The following is a 16152-nucleotide window of genomic DNA, read 5'->3' on the forward strand; positions in this document are numbered from 1 at the left end:
GACCGTCAGAGCCGGCCCATGTCACGGGCGCGGCGGACGGCGGCATGCCGGTCCGCCACGGCGAGCTTCGGGCCGCCCTCGTGCACCTTCCTGATGATCTCGGCCAGGGCCACCGCCACTCCGGCGATGGCCCTGGTGCTCACTACTGGCGTCCGCATCTGCGCCATGGGTACGGTCACGCCCGGCGCGGGTCCCACCGGAAGAACTTCCGGGTGCACCACAGCCCGACGCCGATCCACAGCAGCCCGATCCCCAGGCCCGCGGCCGACACCTGGAAGCCCTCCAGGAAGCCGACCTCGGGCGCGCCCGCCCGGCCGAGGTCGCGGCCCAGGAACGCGATGCGCATCATGTCCACGACCGGTGTCATCGGCAGAACCTCCGCCACCCGCTGCCCCCATTCGGGCAGCACCGACAGCGGGAACATCATGCCCGCCCCGAGCATGCTGGCGAACAGCACCGGCAGCGCCACCAGCTGCGCCACCTCGTAGTTGGGGATGAGCCCGGCCGTGCCGATCGCCAGCGCCGCGAACACCGCCGCGCCCAGCACGAACGAGACCAGCATGAGAGGCACGTTGCCCGGCACCGGCACGCCCACCACCCCGACCGCGTAGACCAGGATGACCGCCGCCTGCACCGCGCCGACCAGCGTGGCGTGCAGGATGTCGCCCGCGAAGATCGCGGTGGTGGACAGCGCGCTGCCGCGCAGCCGCTTGTACACGCGCTCCTCCCGGCGCACCACGATGCCGGTCGCGATCGTCATGTACGAGAACGGGAACACCACCGCGATGGCCCCGATCGCGGCGAGCGCGGCGGCCGGCACCCCGTTCACCTCGCCGGAGGCCGTCGGGCCGCTGGTGTAGACGAAGGCGATGAACAGCGGCAGCAGCAGGATGGTGAACGCCAGGCCGCGCTGCCGCAGCAGGACCGTCTGGTTGAGCCGGGCCTGCGCCCAGACCGTCGAGAGCCAGTTCACGCCGCCACCCTTTCCGTCTCCGCGACTTCGAGGAAGATCTCCTCCAGTGACGGCCTGCGCACTTCGAGGCCGCCTAGTTCCCGTCCGCGCTCGTCCGCCCACACCAGCAGATCCCGCAGGTCACGCTGCGGCTCGTGGGTCTCGACCGTGAACGTCTCGCCGTCCTGCCTGACCGAGCGCCGCGCCAGGCCGGGCGAGTACGGCAGGTCGCCAGGGCGCGCGCCGGGCAGCCGGAAGCTGATCCTGGTGCCGCGCTCCCCGAGCACGCCCGCCAGCGTGCCCTCGGTGACGATCCGGCCGTCGTGCATGATGGCCAGCCGCTGCGCGAGCTGCTCGGCCTCGTCCAGGTAGTGGGTGGTGAGCAGTACGGTGGCGCCGTCGGCGACCATGCCGCGCACCAGCTCCCACACGTTCCGCCTGGCCTCCGGGTCCAGTCCGGTGGTGGGCTCGTCCAGGAAGAGCACCTCGGGCCTGCCCAGCACGGCCAGCGCCAGGTCGAGCCGGCGCTTCTCGCCGCCGGACAGCTGCCCGACCCGCACCGCCGCGCGGTGACCGAGCCCGACCCGGTCGAGCACCTCGCCCCGGCCGAGCGCGTGCGGCGTCCAGCGCCGCCAGGCGTCCACGGTCTCCGCCACCGTCAGGTCCTTGTAGAAGCCGGCCTCCTGGAGCACGATGCCCATCCGGGGCCGGATGCGGGCCCGCTCCTTGACCGGGTCGTGCCCGAGCACCCGCACGTCGCCGCCGGTCGGTGCGACGTACCCCTCCAGCACGTCCAGGGTGGTCGTCTTGCCCGCCCCGTTGGTGCCGAGCAGCGCGTACAGCTCGCCCCGGCCGACCCGGAAGCCGATCCCCTTGACCGCCTCGAAGTCGCCATATTTCTGGTGCAGGTCCCGCACCTCGATCGCTGTCGTGTCCACGGGACCACTGTGCCGGGGCGGGGCACCGTCCCGGCAGTGCGCTGTCTCAGCTCTTTCCCGGGAAAACCGCAGGGTCCGGGCGTGACATTTGTCAGGCGGCCACCGGCTGCCGCTCGGGGGCGGGCAGCGGCGTGACCGCCGCGGGCTCCTCGCGCGGCAGCAGGCGCGCCGCCACGGCGATCAGGAGGCCCAGCACGACGGCCAGCCCGAGCGCGGTACGGAGGGAGGTCACGTCCGACAGGAACCCGATCGCCACCGGGCCGAGCAGCAGGCCCGCGTATCCCATGGCGCCCGCCTGGGCGATCGCCGGGCCGGGGGTGCTGGTGGCGGTTCCGGCCAGCGACAGCGTCATCGGCGAGATGGTCGCCACGCCGAGGCCCACGAAGAACACCGCGACCAGCGCGACCACCGGCGCGGGCGCCGCCAGCACCATGCCGAAGAAGGCGGCCGTGGCCAGGCCGGCGGCCGTCAGCATGCCCCGTACCCCGAACCGCGAGCGCAGCCGGTCACCCGTCAGCCTGCCGAGCAGCATGCCCGCCTCGAAGATCGGGTAGCCGAGCGCGGCCAGCGCCTCGGGCGCCTTCATGGTGTCGCGCATGTAGAGGCCGTTCCAGTCGGCGACCACGCCCTCGACCATGAACGCGAAGAAGGCCAGCGCGCCCAGCAGGTACACGACCGGCGGCATGCGGCGGCGCGGCCCCGCGGCGGTCGCGGGCGCGGGGACGTCAGGCAGGTACGTCCGGCCGAGCACCAGGAGCACCGGCAGGGACAGCAGGCTGACCAGCACCAGGTTGGCGGTGAACGACAGGCCCAGGACGATCGACAGGCTGCCGGTGACGCCGGCGGTCATGGCGCCCACGCACCAGCCGGCGTGCATGCCGTTCATCAGCGGCCGCCCGTAGGCGCGCTCCACGGTGGAGCCCTGGGCGTTCATCGCGATGTCGAACAGGCCGAACGTCATGCCGAACACCGTGGACGCGACGAGCAGGGCCGGAAGGCTCGGCATGAGCGCCACCGCGATCAGGGCGAGCGCGGTCAGCGGGCCGCCGACCCGTAGCACGGTGCGGCTGCCGGCGCGGGCCATCACCCGGCGCATCGACTGCATGGTCACCAGCGCGCCCAGGCCCCAGGCGAGCAGGACGGTGCCGACCTCCGCCTCGGACAGGCCGAGCTTGTCGGTCAGCGCGGGGATGCGCACGGTCATGGTGCCGACCATCAGGCCGGCGAGGGCGAAGGTGAGGACGGCGCCGTAGCGGGCGATCCTCAGGTCACGGTTCATCAGGGCATGCCTCACAGAAACATCACTTCGGGCAGAAATCAGGCCCGGCCGTGGCCGAGCCTTGAAGGAAGGGGGAGTGGCGCACGCGAACGCCGGCGGCGCGTCGCGTCAGAAGGGCGCGCGCGGCGGTGTCCGACCGTACGAGAGAGCCGGAAACCTCAGGAAGGAGGTTTGAGCAGAGCTCTCATCCGGGCGTCGAGCGCGCCCAGAGCCTCGTCGCCGTTGAGCTCCGGGTCATGGCTCGCCAGGTCCCAGAGCCCTTCGCAGGCCAGCCGCACGATCTGCGACGCCACCGGGTCGGGCTCGTCGTCCAGGCCCTCGCGATGCCAGCGGGCCATGGCCTCGCGCAGCGGCGCGAGCAGGTAGGTGTTGCCCGACGCGCCGGTGACCACGGCCCAGCGGCGCAGCTTGCCCTCGCGGACGGCGACGAGCGTGGCGCCGAGGTAGCGCTCGGTGTAGGTGGCGTCCGGCTGGGCGGCCACCAGGTCGTCGAACTCCTCGATCAGACGCTCCACCATGGCCTTGATCAGGGCATCCTTGGTGGCGAAGTGGTAGAGGAGACCGCCCTTGCTGACGCCGGCCCGGTCGGCCACGGCGGAGAGCGTGAGCGCGGTCGAGCCGAGGTCGCTGAGCAGCTCTTCTGCCGCGTCCAGTAGCTCGTCCCGTCTCATGCGCTCTACTGTACCGTCCGGACGGTACAGGGGCAAACGAGATACCCTGGCCGGGTGAACAGACCGTCGGCCTATCTCGATCACGCGGCGACCACGCCCATGCTCCCCGAGGCCATCGAGGCCATGACGGAGCAACTCGGCCGGGTCGGCAACGCCTCCTCGCTCCACGCCGCCGGGCGCGAGGCCCGCCGGGTGGTGGAGGAGTCGCGCGAGACGATCGCCGACGCGCTCGGCGCCCGGCCCAGCGAGGTCGTGTTCACCTCGGGCGGCACCGAGGCCGACAACCTCGCGATCAAGGGCATGTTCTGGGCGCGTCAGCCCAGGAAGCGCGTCCTGATCAGCTCGGTCGAACACCACGCCGCGCTCGACCCCGCCCACTGGCTGGCCGACAGCCAGGGCGCCGAGATCGAGCTGCTGGAGGTCGACGAGCTCGGCCGGGTCGGCCCCGACACGCTGCGCGCCGCCATCGAGCGCGACCCCGACGGCGTCGCCCTGGTCAGCGTCATGTGGGCCAACAACGAGGTCGGCACCATCCAGCCCGTCCACGTCCTGGCGGCCATCGCCGGCGACCACGGCATCCCGTTCCACACCGACGCCGTGCAGGCGATCGGCCAGCTTCCCGTGTCCTTCGCCGAGTCCGGCGCCGACGCGCTCACCCTGACCGGCCACAAGATCGGCGGCCCGATGGGCGTCGGCGCGCTGCTGCTGGCCCGCGGTGTGACCCCGGTCTCCGTGCAACACGGCGGCGGCCAGGAGCGCGACGTCCGCTCCGGCACCCTCGACGCGCCCGCCATCGCCGGGCTCGCCGCCGCGGTCCGCACCGCGGTCAAGGAGCAGGAGTCCCAGCGCCGCCACCTGACGGCGCTCCGCGACGACCTCATCGCCCGCGTCCGCCAGGCCGTGCCCGGCGTGGTGCTCAACGGCGACCCCGCCGACCGGCTGCCGGGCAACGCCCACTTCTCCTTCCCCGGTTGCGAGGGCGACGCGCTGCTCATGCTGCTCGACGCCAGGGGAGTGGAGTGCTCGACCGGCTCGGCCTGCTCGGCGGGGGTGGCGCAGCCGTCCCACGTGCTGCTGGCGATGGGCGCCGACGCGGCCGCCGCCAGGGGCTCGCTCCGCTTCTCGCTGGGTCACACCTCGACCCAGGACGACGTCGACAGGCTCATCGAGGTGCTGCCGGCCGCGGTCGAGCGGGCCCGCCGCGCCGGGCTCGGCTGACAGACCCCGCCGTCGCGTACGGCCCGCTCAGGCGAGGAAGGCCGCCACCGCGCTCCAGGCCGGGTCGGGGGTCACGTCCACCCGCGCCCTGCCCTCCTTCCAGGTGGACGCCAGCTCCTTGAGCGCGGCCGCGGCGGCGCTCTCCCGCGTGGCGTACACGTGCATGACGCGGCGGCGCTCGGCGCTCAGGTGGGCGGCCAGCACCACGTCGTCGCCGAGCGCGCGCAGCCGCTCGCCGAGCCGTTCCTCGAACGCGCCCAGCGCGGCCAGCGACCTGCCCTGGGGCAGTCCGCCCGCGTCCTTGTCGCGGTACGGCAGCGTGACGGCGATGTGGTGGTCGAGCAGCGGGTAGTCGACGGGCCGCAGCGGATAGCGGGCCGAGGCGACCAGCGGCGCGCCGCTCGCCGTCCGGCCCTCCAGCGTGGCCCACTGCTCGGTGTCGTAGTCGGCGGCCACGTCGGCCACCACCACGGGCAGGTGGACGGCGGGCACGGCGTCGATCGGCGGCGCGGCGGCGGGGACGATCTCGCCCACCCACCGGGCCACGTCGTCCTCGCCGAGCAGCCGGTCGAGGGCCAGCAGCGTGGCGTCCATCCGGGCGTCCTCGCCGAGCTCGCCGAAGATCGGGTGGTGCGCGGTCACGTCGACCCGCAGCGCCCCGCGCGGCACCCGCAGCCCCAGCACCAGCTTGTCCAGCCCGAACTCGATCCCGCCCGCGTCGAGCGTCAGCTCGCCGGGCAGGGCGCTCGCCTGGCGCGACGGGTGGAACTCCCACAGCATGTCGGCGGGCGGCGCCGCCCGCGCCCAGCGGTGCGCCAGCGAGCGCAGCTCGGCGTCGCCCGCGGCCGTCACGACCAGCGCGTGGGCCGCGTTCCTGCCCGGCGCCAGCTCCCACACCAGGTCGGGGTGGACCGCCGCCACCGCGGGGCCGAGCAGCTCCGCCGACTTCCCGCTCTCTCCCGCCGCCACCGCCGCGTCGAGCTCCGGCCTGGCGCTCGCCCACCACTGCCAGAACCCCGCCACGCGCTCACCCGGGTCGGCACCCTCGTCTTCGCTCTTGCGCCCGAACAGTCGCATGGCAGAATCCTCGCAGACTCGCCCCCCAGGTCGCGCACTCCGAGCGCGCTTCGACCTGGCCGGATCACGATCGGCGCATCCGCATGACGGCGAGCACGGCCATCAGGGCGTACACCGCCGCCACCAGCAGCGCCGAGCCCACCACCAGCAGGACGGGTCGGAAGAAGAAGCTTCCGGCGACGCAGGCCACCCCCAGGGCCATCAGGGCCACGCCTCCCGTCCGCTGCGACCGCTGCCAGGCCAGGGCCCACCGGCCGGTGACGCCGCTCCCGACACGGGCCGGGCTGATCTTGGGGAGCACGTTGCCGAGGCCGATCAGCACGATGCCGAACGCGACCCCGACGGCCTGCTCCAGGGGGAAGTCGTAGCGGGCGGCCTTGGACAGCAGGCCGGCCTGCAGCGTGATGAGCAGCAGCGGAAGGACGGAGAACAGGACGTTCATCGTCCTGGTCTGCGAGCTCGGCGAGGCGACGAGCGTGGGGTCGACGTAGTGCCGCAACCTGCCGCCGATGATCGTGGACACGGTCATGACGGCCCCGACGAGGAGCAGGACGGCGGGCAGGGCGCCCGCGATGACGATCCTCGGCACGTCGACACCCGGCCGGGTGTCGGTGGCCTCCCTGGTGGCGACGTACTCGGGCAGGCGGTCCCACATGACGTACGCGGTCGCGATCATCACGAGGAGGCCCGCGGCGGAGGCGACGACGCCCGCCCACGGCATGCGCGCGGCCTGCGAGTCCGGAGGCTCATGGCGTCGAGCTTAACCAGCCGGTTCTCGCAGCACAGCGTGGCCGTGGTCATGCCTCGCCGGGCCGCCGCGCATGACTTGGGTCATGGCTCGACCAGGCCGACCGGCCCCGCGTCCGCCGTCCTTTCCAGGAGCGCCTCCCCGTCAGCGGAGGTCAGCCGACCGTTCGGTGACGCCACACCACATCCGTGCGGCCAGTACGCTGGAACGGTCATGGGATTGCGTGTGCTTGCCGCCATGTCGGGCGGCGTCGACTCCGCCGTGGCCGCCGCCCGGATCGCCGAGGCCGGTCACGACGTCACCGGTGTCCATCTCGCCCTGTCCGCCAACCCCCAATCCCACCGCACCGGGGCCAGGGGCTGCTGCACGATCGAGGACTCGCGTGACGCCAGGCGGGCGGCCGACGTGATCGGCATCCCGTTCTACATCTGGGACATGGCCGAGCGGTTCCAGCGTGACGTGGTCGACGACTTCGTGGCCGAATACGCGGCCGGCCGCACGCCCAACCCGTGCCTGCGGTGCAACGAGAAGATCAAGTTCGCCGCGGTGCTCGACCGGGCGCTGGCGCTCGGCTTCGACGCGGTCGCGACCGGCCACCACGCCAGGCTCGTCGACGGCGTGCTGTCCAGGAGCGCCGACCCGGCCAAGGACCAGTCGTACGTGCTCGGGGTCCTCACCCGCGAGCAGCTCGGCCACGCCGTCTTCCCGCTGGGCGACTCCACCAAGGCCGAGGTGCGCGCGGAGGCGGCCCGGCGCGGGCTGACCGTCGCCGACAAGCCCGACAGCCACGACATCTGCTTCATCGCCGACGGCGACACCCGCGGCTTCCTGGCCGAGCGGCTCGGCGCGGACGAGGGGCCGATCGTCGACGAGTCGGGCGCGGTCGTCGGCAGCCACCAGGGCGCCCACGGGTTCACCGTGGGCCAGCGCAAGGGCCTGCGCATCGACCGGCCCGCGCCCGACGGCAGGCCGCGCTACGTGCTGTCGATCGAGCCGGTGTCCAACACCGTCACGGTCGGGCCGCGCTCGGCGCTGGAGGTCACCCGCATCTCCTGCGTGCGCCCGGTGTGGAACGGCCCGCACGTCCGCGACGACCTCACCGTGCAGCTGCGCGCGCACGGCGAGGTGTACGGGTGCGCGTTCGAGGAGCGCGACGGCGGCCTGGAGATCGAGCTCGACAGGCCGGCCACCGGCGTCGCGGCCGGCCAGGCGGCGGTGCTCTACTCGGGGCCGACGGTGATCGGGTCGGCCACGATCACGTCAGCGGCCTAGAGTTCGATCGACCCGCCCACGGGCAGCCGGCGCATGTCGGCCTTCTGAGCCTCCGACTCCATCCGCAGCCAGTTGTCGACCAGCCCGAGCCCGATGTCGTTGAGCAGCCCGTCGTGGGTGGAGAGCGCCCGCGCGGGCCGGATGGCGCGCAGATACTCGACCATCTCCACGAGCTTCAGCCACGGCGCGTTGGTCGGCACCAGCAGCGTCTCCACCTCGGCGTCGGGCACGGTGAGCGCGTCGCCCGGGTAGAACAGCGCGCCGTCGACCATGAAGCCGACGTTCTGCACGATCGGCAGGTCGGGATGGTTCTTCAGATGCCACTCGCCGAACACGTCCACCCGGAACCCGGCCGCCTGGAAGTCGTCGCCGTGACGTACCACGCCGACCTTCAGCGGCAGCTCGTCGAGCTCGGCGGCGACGGCCTCGCACGTCCACACCTCCAGATCGGGAGAGGCGGCGGCCAGCCGGTCGACGTCCAGGTGGTCGGGGTGCTGGTGGGTGATGAGCACCGCGTCGGCGCCGTCGAGCACCGGGTCCCGGGTGAAGGTGCCGGGGTCGATGACCAGGACCTTGCCGTCCTTCTCCAGGCGTACGCAGGCGTGCCCGTACTTCGTGAGCTTCATCTGGCACACCCTACGCTTGTGCCCATGCTGACGTGGGAAGCCACCGGGGTCGGGTCGCATCCCGGCGATGATCATCTTGAGGCGCTGCGGGTCGTGTTCGGGGAGGTGCCGGGGCTGCCCTACCTGCCGGAGCTGCCGGCGCGCGGGGTCGGCGCCGACATGGTGGGGCGGACGGCGGGGCTGCTCGTCGACCTGCCCGTGGAGGTGCAGCCGTCCGGGTGGCGGCTGGCGGGGCGGCCGGGGCGCGACCACCAGCGGGCCGTCGACCATCTGCGGCGCGACCTCGACGGGCTGGAGGAGGTCGGCGACGGCTACGTGGGGCCGCTGAAGCTGCAGGTCTGCGGGCCGTGGACGCTGGCGGGCGCGATCGAGCTGCGTCACGGCGACAAGGTCCTGTCCGACCCGGGCGCGGTGCGCGACCTGGCCGCCTCGCTCGCGCAGGGCGTCGCCGACCACTGCGCCGAGGTGCGCCGGCGGATGCCCGGCGTCACCGACCTCGTGCTCCAGCTGGACGAGCCCGGCCTGCCCGGCGTGCTGAACGGCACGGTGCCGACCGCGTCCGGGTTCGGGCGGCTGCCCGCCGCCGAGGAGTGGCGGGTGGAGGAGTCGCTGCGCGCCTTCCCCGACGTGGTGGTCCACTGCTGCGCCCCTTCCGTGCCGTACGCGCTGCTGCGCCGGGCGGGGGTGCGGGCGGTGTCCGCGGACGCGTCGCTGATCAGGCGCAGGGACGAGGAGTCGATCGGCGAGCTGGTCGAGGCCGGCATCGGGCTGTTCCTCGGTGTGGTGCCCGCGACCGACACGCGGCTGCCCCGTTCCTCGGCGGTCGCCAGGCCCGCGCTGGAGCTGTGGCGGCGGCTCGGGTTCGCGCCGGAGGAGCTGGCCGGGAAGATCGTGCTCACGCCCGCCTGCGGGCTCGCCGGCGCCTCGCCCGGCTACGCCAGGTCGGCGCTGGCCGCCTGCCGGAAGGCCGCCCAGGTGATCAAGGACGACCCCGCGCGCGACCTCCAGGAGTGACGGTGCCGCGCGATACCGTTCGGCCAGGGGTGTTCGTACGGAAGGAGACGCCGTGAGCGAGCAGGGGGACATGCCGGCGGCGGCGCGGCAGCGGCATGCCGAGCTGAGCGAGCTGGTCGAGGAGGCGCGTTACCGCTACTACGTCGAAGACGCGCCGACCGTCAGCGACGCGCAGTTCGACACCTGGTTCAGCGAGCTGCTGGAGCTGGAGAAGGCCCATCCGGAGCTGCAGACGCCCGACTCGCCCACCCAGAAGGTCGGCGCGCCGGTCTCGGGCGAGTTCACCAAGGTCCACCACCTGGCGCGGATGGAGAGCCTCGACAACGTCTTCGACGCCGACGGCATGACCGGCTGGCTGACCAGGGCCGAGCGGCTGGCCGAAGGCGATCCCGGCCCCTACCTCTGCGAGCTGAAGATCGACGGGCTGGCCATCGCGCTGGTCTACCGCGACGGCAGGCTGGAGCGCGGCGCCACCCGCGGCGACGGGCGGGTGGGCGACGACGTGACCGCCAACGTGCGCACGATCAGGGACATCCCGCACCGGCTCACCGGCGACGACGTCCCCAGCCTGGTCGAGGTGCGCGGCGAGGTCTACATCCCGGTCGACGACTTCAAGCTGCTCAACGAGCAGCTCGTGGAGGAGGGCAAGCCGCCGTTCGCCAACCCGCGCAACTCCGCCGCCGGCACGCTCAGGCAGAAGGACCCGCGCGTCACCGCCAAGCGGCCGCTGCGCATGCTCGTCCACGGCGTGGGCGTCTGGGAGGGCGCGGCGGAGCCGCGGTCGCAGTCGCAGGTCTACGAGCGGCTGCGCGGGTTCGGGTTGCCGGTGAGCGACCTCTACCGGGTCGTGGACGGGCTCGACGAGGTCAACGCCTACATCGAGCACTACCGCGAGCACCGTCACGACCCCGCTTACGAGATCGACGGCGTGGTCGTGAAGGTCGACCGGTTCCGCATCCAGCGCGAGCTGGGCTCCACCTCGCGGGCGCCGCGCTGGGCCATCGCCTACAAGTACCCGCCCCAGGAGGTCAACACCAAGCTGCTCGACATCCAGGTCGGAGTCGGGCGCACCGGCCGGGTGACGCCCTTCGGCGTGATGGAGCCGGTGGTGGTGTCCGGCTCGACGGTCAACCGGGCGACGCTCCACAACGCCGCCGTCGTCGAGAAGAAGGGCGTGCTCATCGGCGACACGGTGATCCTGCGCAAGGCCGGCGACGTCATCCCCGAGATCATCGGCCCGGTCACCGCGCTGCGCGACGGCTCCGAGCGGGCCTTCGCCATGCCCACCCACTGCCCGGAGTGCGGCACCGAGCTGGCCTACGAGCAGGAGGGCGACGCCGACCTGCGCTGCCCCAACGCCCGAGGCTGTCCCGCGCAGATCCGCGAGCGCCTCTACTTCGCCGCCCACCGCAACGCGCTCGACATCCGGGGCCTGGGTTACGTCGCCGCGACCGCGCTCAGCCAGCCGGTGCCGCCGCAGGAGCCGGTGGTCCGCACCGAGGCCGACCTGTTCGACCTCACGCTCGACCGGCTGGTGCCGATCAGGTCGGTGGTCCGCGACCAGGAGTCCGGCCTGCCGAAGATCGACCCGAAGACCGGTGAGGAGAAGGTCGTCTCGCTGTTCTCCAACGCCGACGGCAGGCCCAGCCAGGCCGCCCACCAGCTCATCGCCGAGCTCGACCGGGTCAAGCGGGAGGCGCCGCTCTGGCGGGTGCTGGTCGCGCTGTCGATCCGCCACGTCGGCCCGCCGACCGCGCAGAAGCTGGCCGCCGAGCTGCGCTCCATCGACGCCGTCATGAACGCCACCGAGGAGGAGCTGGCCGCGGTCGAGGACATCGGCCCGCGGATGGCGGTCACCATCAAGGAGTGGTTCCAGGTCGACTGGCACCGCGAGATCGTCGAGCGGTGGCGGCGCGCGGGCGTCCGCATGGAGGAGGAGGCCCCGGCCGTCTCCGAGCTGCCGCAGACGCTGGCGGGGCTCACGTTCGTGGTCACCGGCACGCTGGCCGGCCACACCCGCGACGAGGCGGGCGCGGAGCTGACCGCCAGGGGCGGCAAGGTGACCGGATCGGTGTCGAAGAAGACGTCGTTCCTGATCGCCGGCGAGAACGCCGGGTCCAAGTACGACAAGGCCGTCAGCCTCAAGATCCCCATTCTGACCGACGAGGGTTTCGCGACCCTGCTCGAACACGGGCCCGACGCCGCCGCGGAGCTGGCGGTCACGCCCGAATAGTGACGCTCGGGAAGTTTCTGCGAATACAGGGCGTTGACCAGGTAACTACGGAGGGTGGGTGCAGGCCGGGGAGGAGATGTGACGGAACGTACGCACTTGGCTGCGAGAAGTGGGTTATGGTCGTACCCTCCCATAGTGAACTAATGGGGGTTTCGTTAACGATGACTGACCCAACCGACACCCGCGACACCGGGCCGCGCGCCGGCACGCCCCTGTGGGCGTTCCTCGCGGGCGTCACCGTGATCGGCTTCACCGCGCTCCTCGTGGCCGTGCTGAGACTGGACCCGGGCCCCTTGACGGAGCTCGTCCGCACGCCGCTGTTCTGGGTGCTCGCGGTGCTGGTCGTCCTGGGCGAGCTGCGGCCGGTCATGGTGTCCTCCGCCACCGCGGTGGGCGGCACGTACCCCTCCGCCATGTTCACCTTCGCGGTCCTGCTCTACCTCGGCCTGCCCGTGGCCGTGCTCCTGCAGGCCGTGGCCGTCATCGTCAACGGCATCGCCACCCGCAAGGCCTGGCACCGGGTGATGTTCAACATCGCCCAGTCGACGCTCGCGCTCACCGCCGCCGCCGTCGTGATCGGCGCGTTCGGCCACGCGCCGAACCCGGCCGTGCCGTGGGTGCCGACCGGCGACGCGCTGCCGGCCATCGCGCTGGCCGGGGTCGCCTACTTCGCCACCCGTGCCACCCTCGTGTGCGGCGCCGTGGCGCTGCACGAACGCCGCTCCATCCTGCGGGTGCTGCGCGCCTCGATCGGGCCGCAGGCCCTGGTGTACGCCGGGCTGCTCGGGCTGGCCCCGCTGGTCGTCGTCGTGATGAACCACTCACCCGGGCTGGTGCCGCTGTTCGTGGCCCCGCTCGCGGCCGTCTACTTCACCGCCACGCTCTCCATGCGCCGCGACCACCAGGCGCTGCACGACGAGCTGACCGGGCTGCCCAACCGCAAGATGCTCATCGTCAGCACCGAGGAGGCGCTGGCCGAGGCCCGCCATGACGAGCGGGTCGGCCTGTTCCTCATCGACCTCGACCGGTTCAAGGAGGTCAACGACACGATGGGCCACCCGGTCGGCGACCGGCTGCTGCAGCTCGTCGCCCACCGGCTCACCCACTCCGTGCGGCCCGGCGACGTGGTGGCCCGGCTCGGCGGCGACGAGTTCGCCGTGCTGCTGCCGTCCATCAGGGACGCCCACGCCGCCCGCGAGGTGGCCGCCCGGCTGCGGGCCGCGCTAACCGAGCCGGTGCGGCTCGAAGGCATGTCGTTCGACCTCGACGGCTCCGTCGGCATCGCCCTCTACCCCGACCACGCGCCCGACTTCGAGCTGCTGCTCCAGCGCGCCGACGTGGCGATGTACCTGGCCAAGGAGGGCCGCACCGGCGTCGAGATCTACCAGCCGGACAAGGACCGCAACTCGCCCGAACGCCTCAACCTGCTGGGCGACCTGCGCCGCGCGCTCGACGGCCGCGAGCTGCGCCTGCACTACCAGCCGAAGGTCGCCCTGGCCGGCGGCGCCGTCGACGGGGTGGAGGCGCTGCTGCGCTGGCACCACCCGGTCCACGGCGCCATCGGGCCGTCGGACTTCATCCCGCTGGCCGAGCAGTCCTACCTGATGCGCCAGCTCACCGCCTACGTCGTCGACGAGGCGCTGGAGCAGGCCGCCCGCTGGTGGCAGACCGGCCTGCGGGTGCAGATCTCGGTCAACATCTCCGCCCGCGACCTGCTCGGCCCCGCCCTGCCCGAGCAGCTCGAAGCCGGCCTGGCCAGGCACCGGCTGCCGCCGGCCGCGATCCAGCTGGAGGTCACCGAGCGCATCCTGACCGGCGAGCAGGTCTACACCCAGGAGACCATCAAGGCGCTGGCCGCGCTCGGCGTGCCGCTCGCGCTCGACGACTTCGGCACCGGCTACTCGTCGCTCATCCGGCTGCAGCGGCTGGCGATCTCCGAAGTGAAGATCGACTCCTCCTTCGTGCGCCGCATGGCCGACTCCGCCGACGACGACCGCATCGTCCGCTCCATCGTCGACCTGGTCCGCTCGTTCGGCCTGCGCTCCGTGGCGGAGGGCGTCGAGTCCGAGACGGTCGCGCTCCGCCTCGCCGAGATCGGCTGCGACCTGGGCCAGGGGTGGTTGTTCTGCGAGCCGATGCCGGCCGCCGACGCCACCGCCTGGCTCCGCGAGCGTCAGGAGCGCGAGTACGAGTACGGCGAGGAGTTCCCCCAGACCGTCTGAGGCGTCACGCCACTGGTGTTACCAGGTGGTTAAGGGTTCTGAGGCGATCCGTCAAGGCCCCTAGGATGTGAGTGTCCAAACTCCATCCACGAAACGGGTTCAACGACTCATGTCCGCCATAACCCGCGACGAGGTCGCGCATCTGGCCCGGTTGTCCAGGCTGGCGCTCACCGACGACGAGCTCGACCACTACGCCACGCAGCTCGATGCCATCATCGAGTCGGTCGCGAAGGTGGCCGAGGTCGCCGCCGAGGACGTGCCGCCATCGTCGCACGCTCTGCCTCTGACCAACGTCTTCCGTCCCGATGAGGTGCGACAGTCCCTGACGCCCGAGCAGGCCCTGTCGGGCGCTCCCGCCGTCGAGGACGACCGCTTCCGGGTGCCGCGCATCCTCGGGGAGGAGGCATGAGCCTGATCCGCAAGACCGCCGCCGAGCTCGGCGCGATGATCGCCGCCGGTGAGGTGTCCGCGGTCGAGGTGGCCGAGGCCCACCTCGATCGGATGGCCGAGGTGGAGCCCCAGGTCAAGGCGTTCCTGCACGTCGACCGCGAGACCACGCTGGGGCAGGCGCGGGCCGTGGACGCCCGGCTGCGGGCGGGCGAGAAGCTCGGGCCGCTGGCCGGGGTGCCCATCGCGCACAAGGACATCTTCACCACCCACGACATGCCGACCACGGCCGCGTCCAAGATCCTCGAAGGCTGGCGTCCGCCCTACGACGCGACCGTCACCCGGCGGCTGCGCGAGGCCGGGCTGGTCATCCTGGGCAAGACCAACCTGGACGAGTTCGCGATGGGCTCCTCCACGGAGAACTCGGCCTACCACGCCACCCACAACCCGTGGGACCTGACCCGGGTGCCCGGCGGCTCGTCGGGCGGCTCCAGCGCCGCCGTGGCCGCCTACGAGGCCCCGCTGGCGACCGGCACCGACACCGGCGGCTCGATCCGCCAGCCCGCCTCCGTCACCGGCATCGTCGGCATGAAGCCCACCTACGGCGGCTCGTCCCGTTACGGGCTGATCGCCTTCGCCAGCTCGCTCGACACGCCGGGCCCGTTCGCCCGCAACGTGCTCGACGCGGCGCTGCTGCAGGAGGTGTTCTCCGGGCACGACCCGATGGACTCGACCTCCATCGACGCCCCGGTGCCGTCCGTCGTCGAGGCCGCGCGCCACGGCGACGTCTCCGGCATGCGCATCGGCGTCGTCAAGGAGTTCGCCGCGGGTGAGGGCGCCCAGGCCGGCGTGCTGGCCCGCTTCAACGAGACCGTGCAGCTCCTGGAGTCGCTCGGCGCCAAGGTCGTCGAGGTGTCCTGCCCGGCGTTCGCGAGCGCCCTGCCGGCCTACTACCTGATCGCGCCGTCGGAGTGCTCCTCCAACCTGGCCCGTTTCGACGCCATGCGTTACGGCCTGCGCGTGGGCGACGACGGCGACCGCAGCGCCGAGGAGGTCATGGCGCTGACCAGGGCCGCCGGCTTCGGTCCCGAGGTCAAGCGGCGCATCATGCTGGGCACGTACGCCCTGTCGAGCGGCTACTACGACGCCTACTACGGCCAGGCGCAGAAGGTCCGCACGGTCATCTCGCGCGAGTTCGAGGCCGCCTTCCACCAGGTCGACGTGCTCGTCTCGCCGACGACGCCGACGACGGCGTTCCCGATCGGCGAGCGCGCCGACGACCCGATGGCGATGTACCTCGCCGACCTCTACACGATCCCGTCCAACCTGACGGGCAACGCGGCCATCTCGGTGCCGTGCGGCCTGGCCGACGAGGACGGCCTGCCGGTGGGCCTGCAGATCATGGCCCCGGTCCTGGGCGACGACCGCTGCTACCGGGTCGGCGCCGCCGTGGAGCAGGCTCTCGAAAGCCGCTGGGGCGGCAGCCTGCTGGCCAAGGCCCCGGCGCTCTAGGAG

General features: G+C 72.6%; 15 protein-coding genes. 7 read left to right on the top strand and 8 right to left on the bottom strand.

Annotation, left to right across the window (positions count from 1 at the left end; genetic code table 11):
- Nucleotides 1-5 precede the first annotated feature (5 nt).
- The 5 genes from FR742_RS44255 to FR742_RS02785 form a co-directional block, all read right to left on the bottom strand.
- Complete coding sequence (locus FR742_RS44255) at nucleotides 6-179, bottom strand: hypothetical protein (protein ID WP_187280963.1); 174 nt, start codon at nucleotides 177-179, stop codon at nucleotides 6-8.
- A complete protein-coding gene (locus FR742_RS02770) occupies nucleotides 176-973 on the bottom strand; it encodes an ABC transporter permease (protein ID WP_187280964.1) in 798 nt (265 codons plus the stop codon). The genes FR742_RS44255 and FR742_RS02770 overlap by 4 nt, the downstream gene beginning before the upstream one ends.
- The gene (locus FR742_RS02775) at nucleotides 970-1890 is read right to left on the bottom strand and encodes an ABC transporter ATP-binding protein (RefSeq protein WP_148029452.1); all 921 of its coding nucleotides are present in this window, start codon (nucleotides 1888-1890) and stop codon (nucleotides 970-972) included. The genes FR742_RS02770 and FR742_RS02775 overlap by 4 nt, the downstream gene beginning before the upstream one ends.
- Before the next feature lie 91 nt (nucleotides 1891-1981).
- Nucleotides 1982-3169: an MFS transporter gene (locus tag FR742_RS02780; protein WP_148029453.1), complete on the bottom strand. Its 1188-nt coding sequence runs from the start codon at nucleotides 3167-3169 to the stop codon at nucleotides 1982-1984.
- A 158-nt stretch (nucleotides 3170-3327) separates the two neighbouring features.
- Nucleotides 3328-3840 carry a TetR/AcrR family transcriptional regulator gene (locus FR742_RS02785; RefSeq protein WP_148029454.1) on the bottom strand — a complete coding sequence of 171 codons (513 nt, stop codon included), beginning with the start codon at nucleotides 3838-3840 and terminating at the stop codon, nucleotides 3328-3330.
- 54 nt (nucleotides 3841-3894) lie between these two features.
- Between FR742_RS02785 and FR742_RS02790 the strand changes: the two genes are divergently transcribed.
- Nucleotides 3895-5058: a cysteine desulfurase family protein gene (locus FR742_RS02790; RefSeq protein WP_148029455.1), complete on the top strand. Its 1164-nt coding sequence runs from the start codon at nucleotides 3895-3897 to the stop codon at nucleotides 5056-5058.
- Between the two features lie 27 nt (nucleotides 5059-5085).
- Here the strand turns inward: FR742_RS02790 and FR742_RS02795 are convergent, their stop codons facing one another.
- Both FR742_RS02795 and FR742_RS02800 read right to left on the bottom strand, forming a co-directional pair.
- Entirely contained in the window at nucleotides 5086-6135 is a 1050-nt protein-coding gene (locus FR742_RS02795; protein WP_148029456.1) for a DUF695 domain-containing protein, read from the bottom strand.
- 64 nt (nucleotides 6136-6199) lie between these two features.
- Nucleotides 6200-6856: a hypothetical protein gene (locus tag FR742_RS02800; RefSeq protein WP_148029457.1), complete on the bottom strand. Its 657-nt coding sequence runs from the start codon at nucleotides 6854-6856 to the stop codon at nucleotides 6200-6202.
- A 240-nt stretch (nucleotides 6857-7096) separates the two neighbouring features.
- Here FR742_RS02800 and mnmA point away from each other — a divergent pair, with 240 nt between their 5' ends.
- On the top strand, nucleotides 7097-8155 hold the full coding sequence (mnmA, locus tag FR742_RS02805; protein ID WP_187280965.1) for a tRNA 2-thiouridine(34) synthase MnmA: 1059 nt from the start codon (nucleotides 7097-7099) through the stop codon (nucleotides 8153-8155).
- Here mnmA and FR742_RS02810 read toward each other — a convergent pair.
- Nucleotides 8152-8781: an MBL fold metallo-hydrolase gene (locus tag FR742_RS02810; RefSeq protein WP_148029458.1), complete on the bottom strand. Its 630-nt coding sequence runs from the start codon at nucleotides 8779-8781 to the stop codon at nucleotides 8152-8154. The genes mnmA and FR742_RS02810 overlap by 4 nt on opposite strands.
- Before the next feature lie 24 nt (nucleotides 8782-8805).
- Between FR742_RS02810 and FR742_RS02815 the strand changes: the two genes are divergently transcribed.
- From FR742_RS02815 to gatA, 5 genes are all read left to right on the top strand, one after another.
- Nucleotides 8806-9795 (top strand): methionine synthase, encoded by a 990-nt coding sequence (locus FR742_RS02815; protein WP_148029459.1) that lies wholly within the window; start codon nucleotides 8806-8808, stop codon nucleotides 9793-9795.
- Between the two features lie 70 nt (nucleotides 9796-9865).
- Nucleotides 9866-12028 (top strand): NAD-dependent DNA ligase LigA, encoded by a 2163-nt coding sequence (gene ligA, locus FR742_RS02820; protein ID WP_148034307.1) that lies wholly within the window; start codon nucleotides 9866-9868, stop codon nucleotides 12026-12028.
- A 161-nt stretch (nucleotides 12029-12189) separates the two neighbouring features.
- Entirely contained in the window at nucleotides 12190-14250 is a 2061-nt protein-coding gene (locus FR742_RS02825) for a bifunctional diguanylate cyclase/phosphodiesterase (protein ID WP_148029460.1), read from the top strand.
- A gap of 109 nt (nucleotides 14251-14359) precedes the next feature.
- Nucleotides 14360-14659: an Asp-tRNA(Asn)/Glu-tRNA(Gln) amidotransferase subunit GatC gene (gatC, locus tag FR742_RS02830; RefSeq protein ID WP_049556801.1), complete on the top strand. Its 300-nt coding sequence runs from the start codon at nucleotides 14360-14362 to the stop codon at nucleotides 14657-14659.
- A complete protein-coding gene (gene gatA / locus FR742_RS02835) occupies nucleotides 14656-16149 on the top strand; it encodes an Asp-tRNA(Asn)/Glu-tRNA(Gln) amidotransferase subunit GatA (protein ID WP_148029461.1) in 1494 nt (497 codons plus the stop codon). Before gatC ends, gatA begins: the two co-directional genes overlap by 4 nt.
- Nucleotides 16150-16152: the final 3 nt, after the last annotated feature.

This window comes from Nonomuraea sp. C10 (genome assembly GCF_008017515.1).
Lineage (GTDB): Bacteria > Actinomycetota > Actinomycetes > Streptosporangiales > Streptosporangiaceae > Nonomuraea > Nonomuraea ferruginea.

Excerpts from the sequence above, each read along its gene's own strand:
- FR742_RS02780 (WP_148029453.1), bottom strand. The coding sequence starts at position 3,169 with ATGAACCGTGACCTGAGGATCGCCCGCTACGGCGCCGTCCTCACCTTC.
- FR742_RS02785 (WP_148029454.1), bottom strand. The coding sequence starts at position 3,840 with ATGAGACGGGACGAGCTACTGGACGCGGCAGAAGAGCTGCTCAGCGAC.
- FR742_RS02795 (WP_148029456.1), bottom strand. The coding sequence starts at position 6,135 with ATGCGACTGTTCGGGCGCAAGAGCGAAGACGAGGGTGCCGACCCGGGT.
- FR742_RS02800 (WP_148029457.1), bottom strand. The coding sequence starts at position 6,856 with ATGCCGTGGGCGGGCGTCGTCGCCTCCGCCGCGGGCCTCCTCGTGATG.
- mnmA (WP_187280965.1), top strand. The coding sequence starts at position 7,097 with ATGGGATTGCGTGTGCTTGCCGCCATGTCGGGCGGCGTCGACTCCGCC.
- FR742_RS02810 (WP_148029458.1), bottom strand. The coding sequence starts at position 8,781 with ATGAAGCTCACGAAGTACGGGCACGCCTGCGTACGCCTGGAGAAGGAC.
- FR742_RS02815 (WP_148029459.1), top strand. The coding sequence starts at position 8,806 with ATGCTGACGTGGGAAGCCACCGGGGTCGGGTCGCATCCCGGCGATGAT.
- ligA (WP_148034307.1), top strand. The coding sequence starts at position 9,866 with ATGCCGGCGGCGGCGCGGCAGCGGCATGCCGAGCTGAGCGAGCTGGTC.
- FR742_RS02825 (WP_148029460.1), top strand. The coding sequence starts at position 12,190 with ATGACTGACCCAACCGACACCCGCGACACCGGGCCGCGCGCCGGCACG.
- gatC (WP_049556801.1), top strand. The coding sequence starts at position 14,360 with ATGTCCGCCATAACCCGCGACGAGGTCGCGCATCTGGCCCGGTTGTCC.
- gatA (WP_148029461.1), top strand. The coding sequence starts at position 14,656 with ATGAGCCTGATCCGCAAGACCGCCGCCGAGCTCGGCGCGATGATCGCC.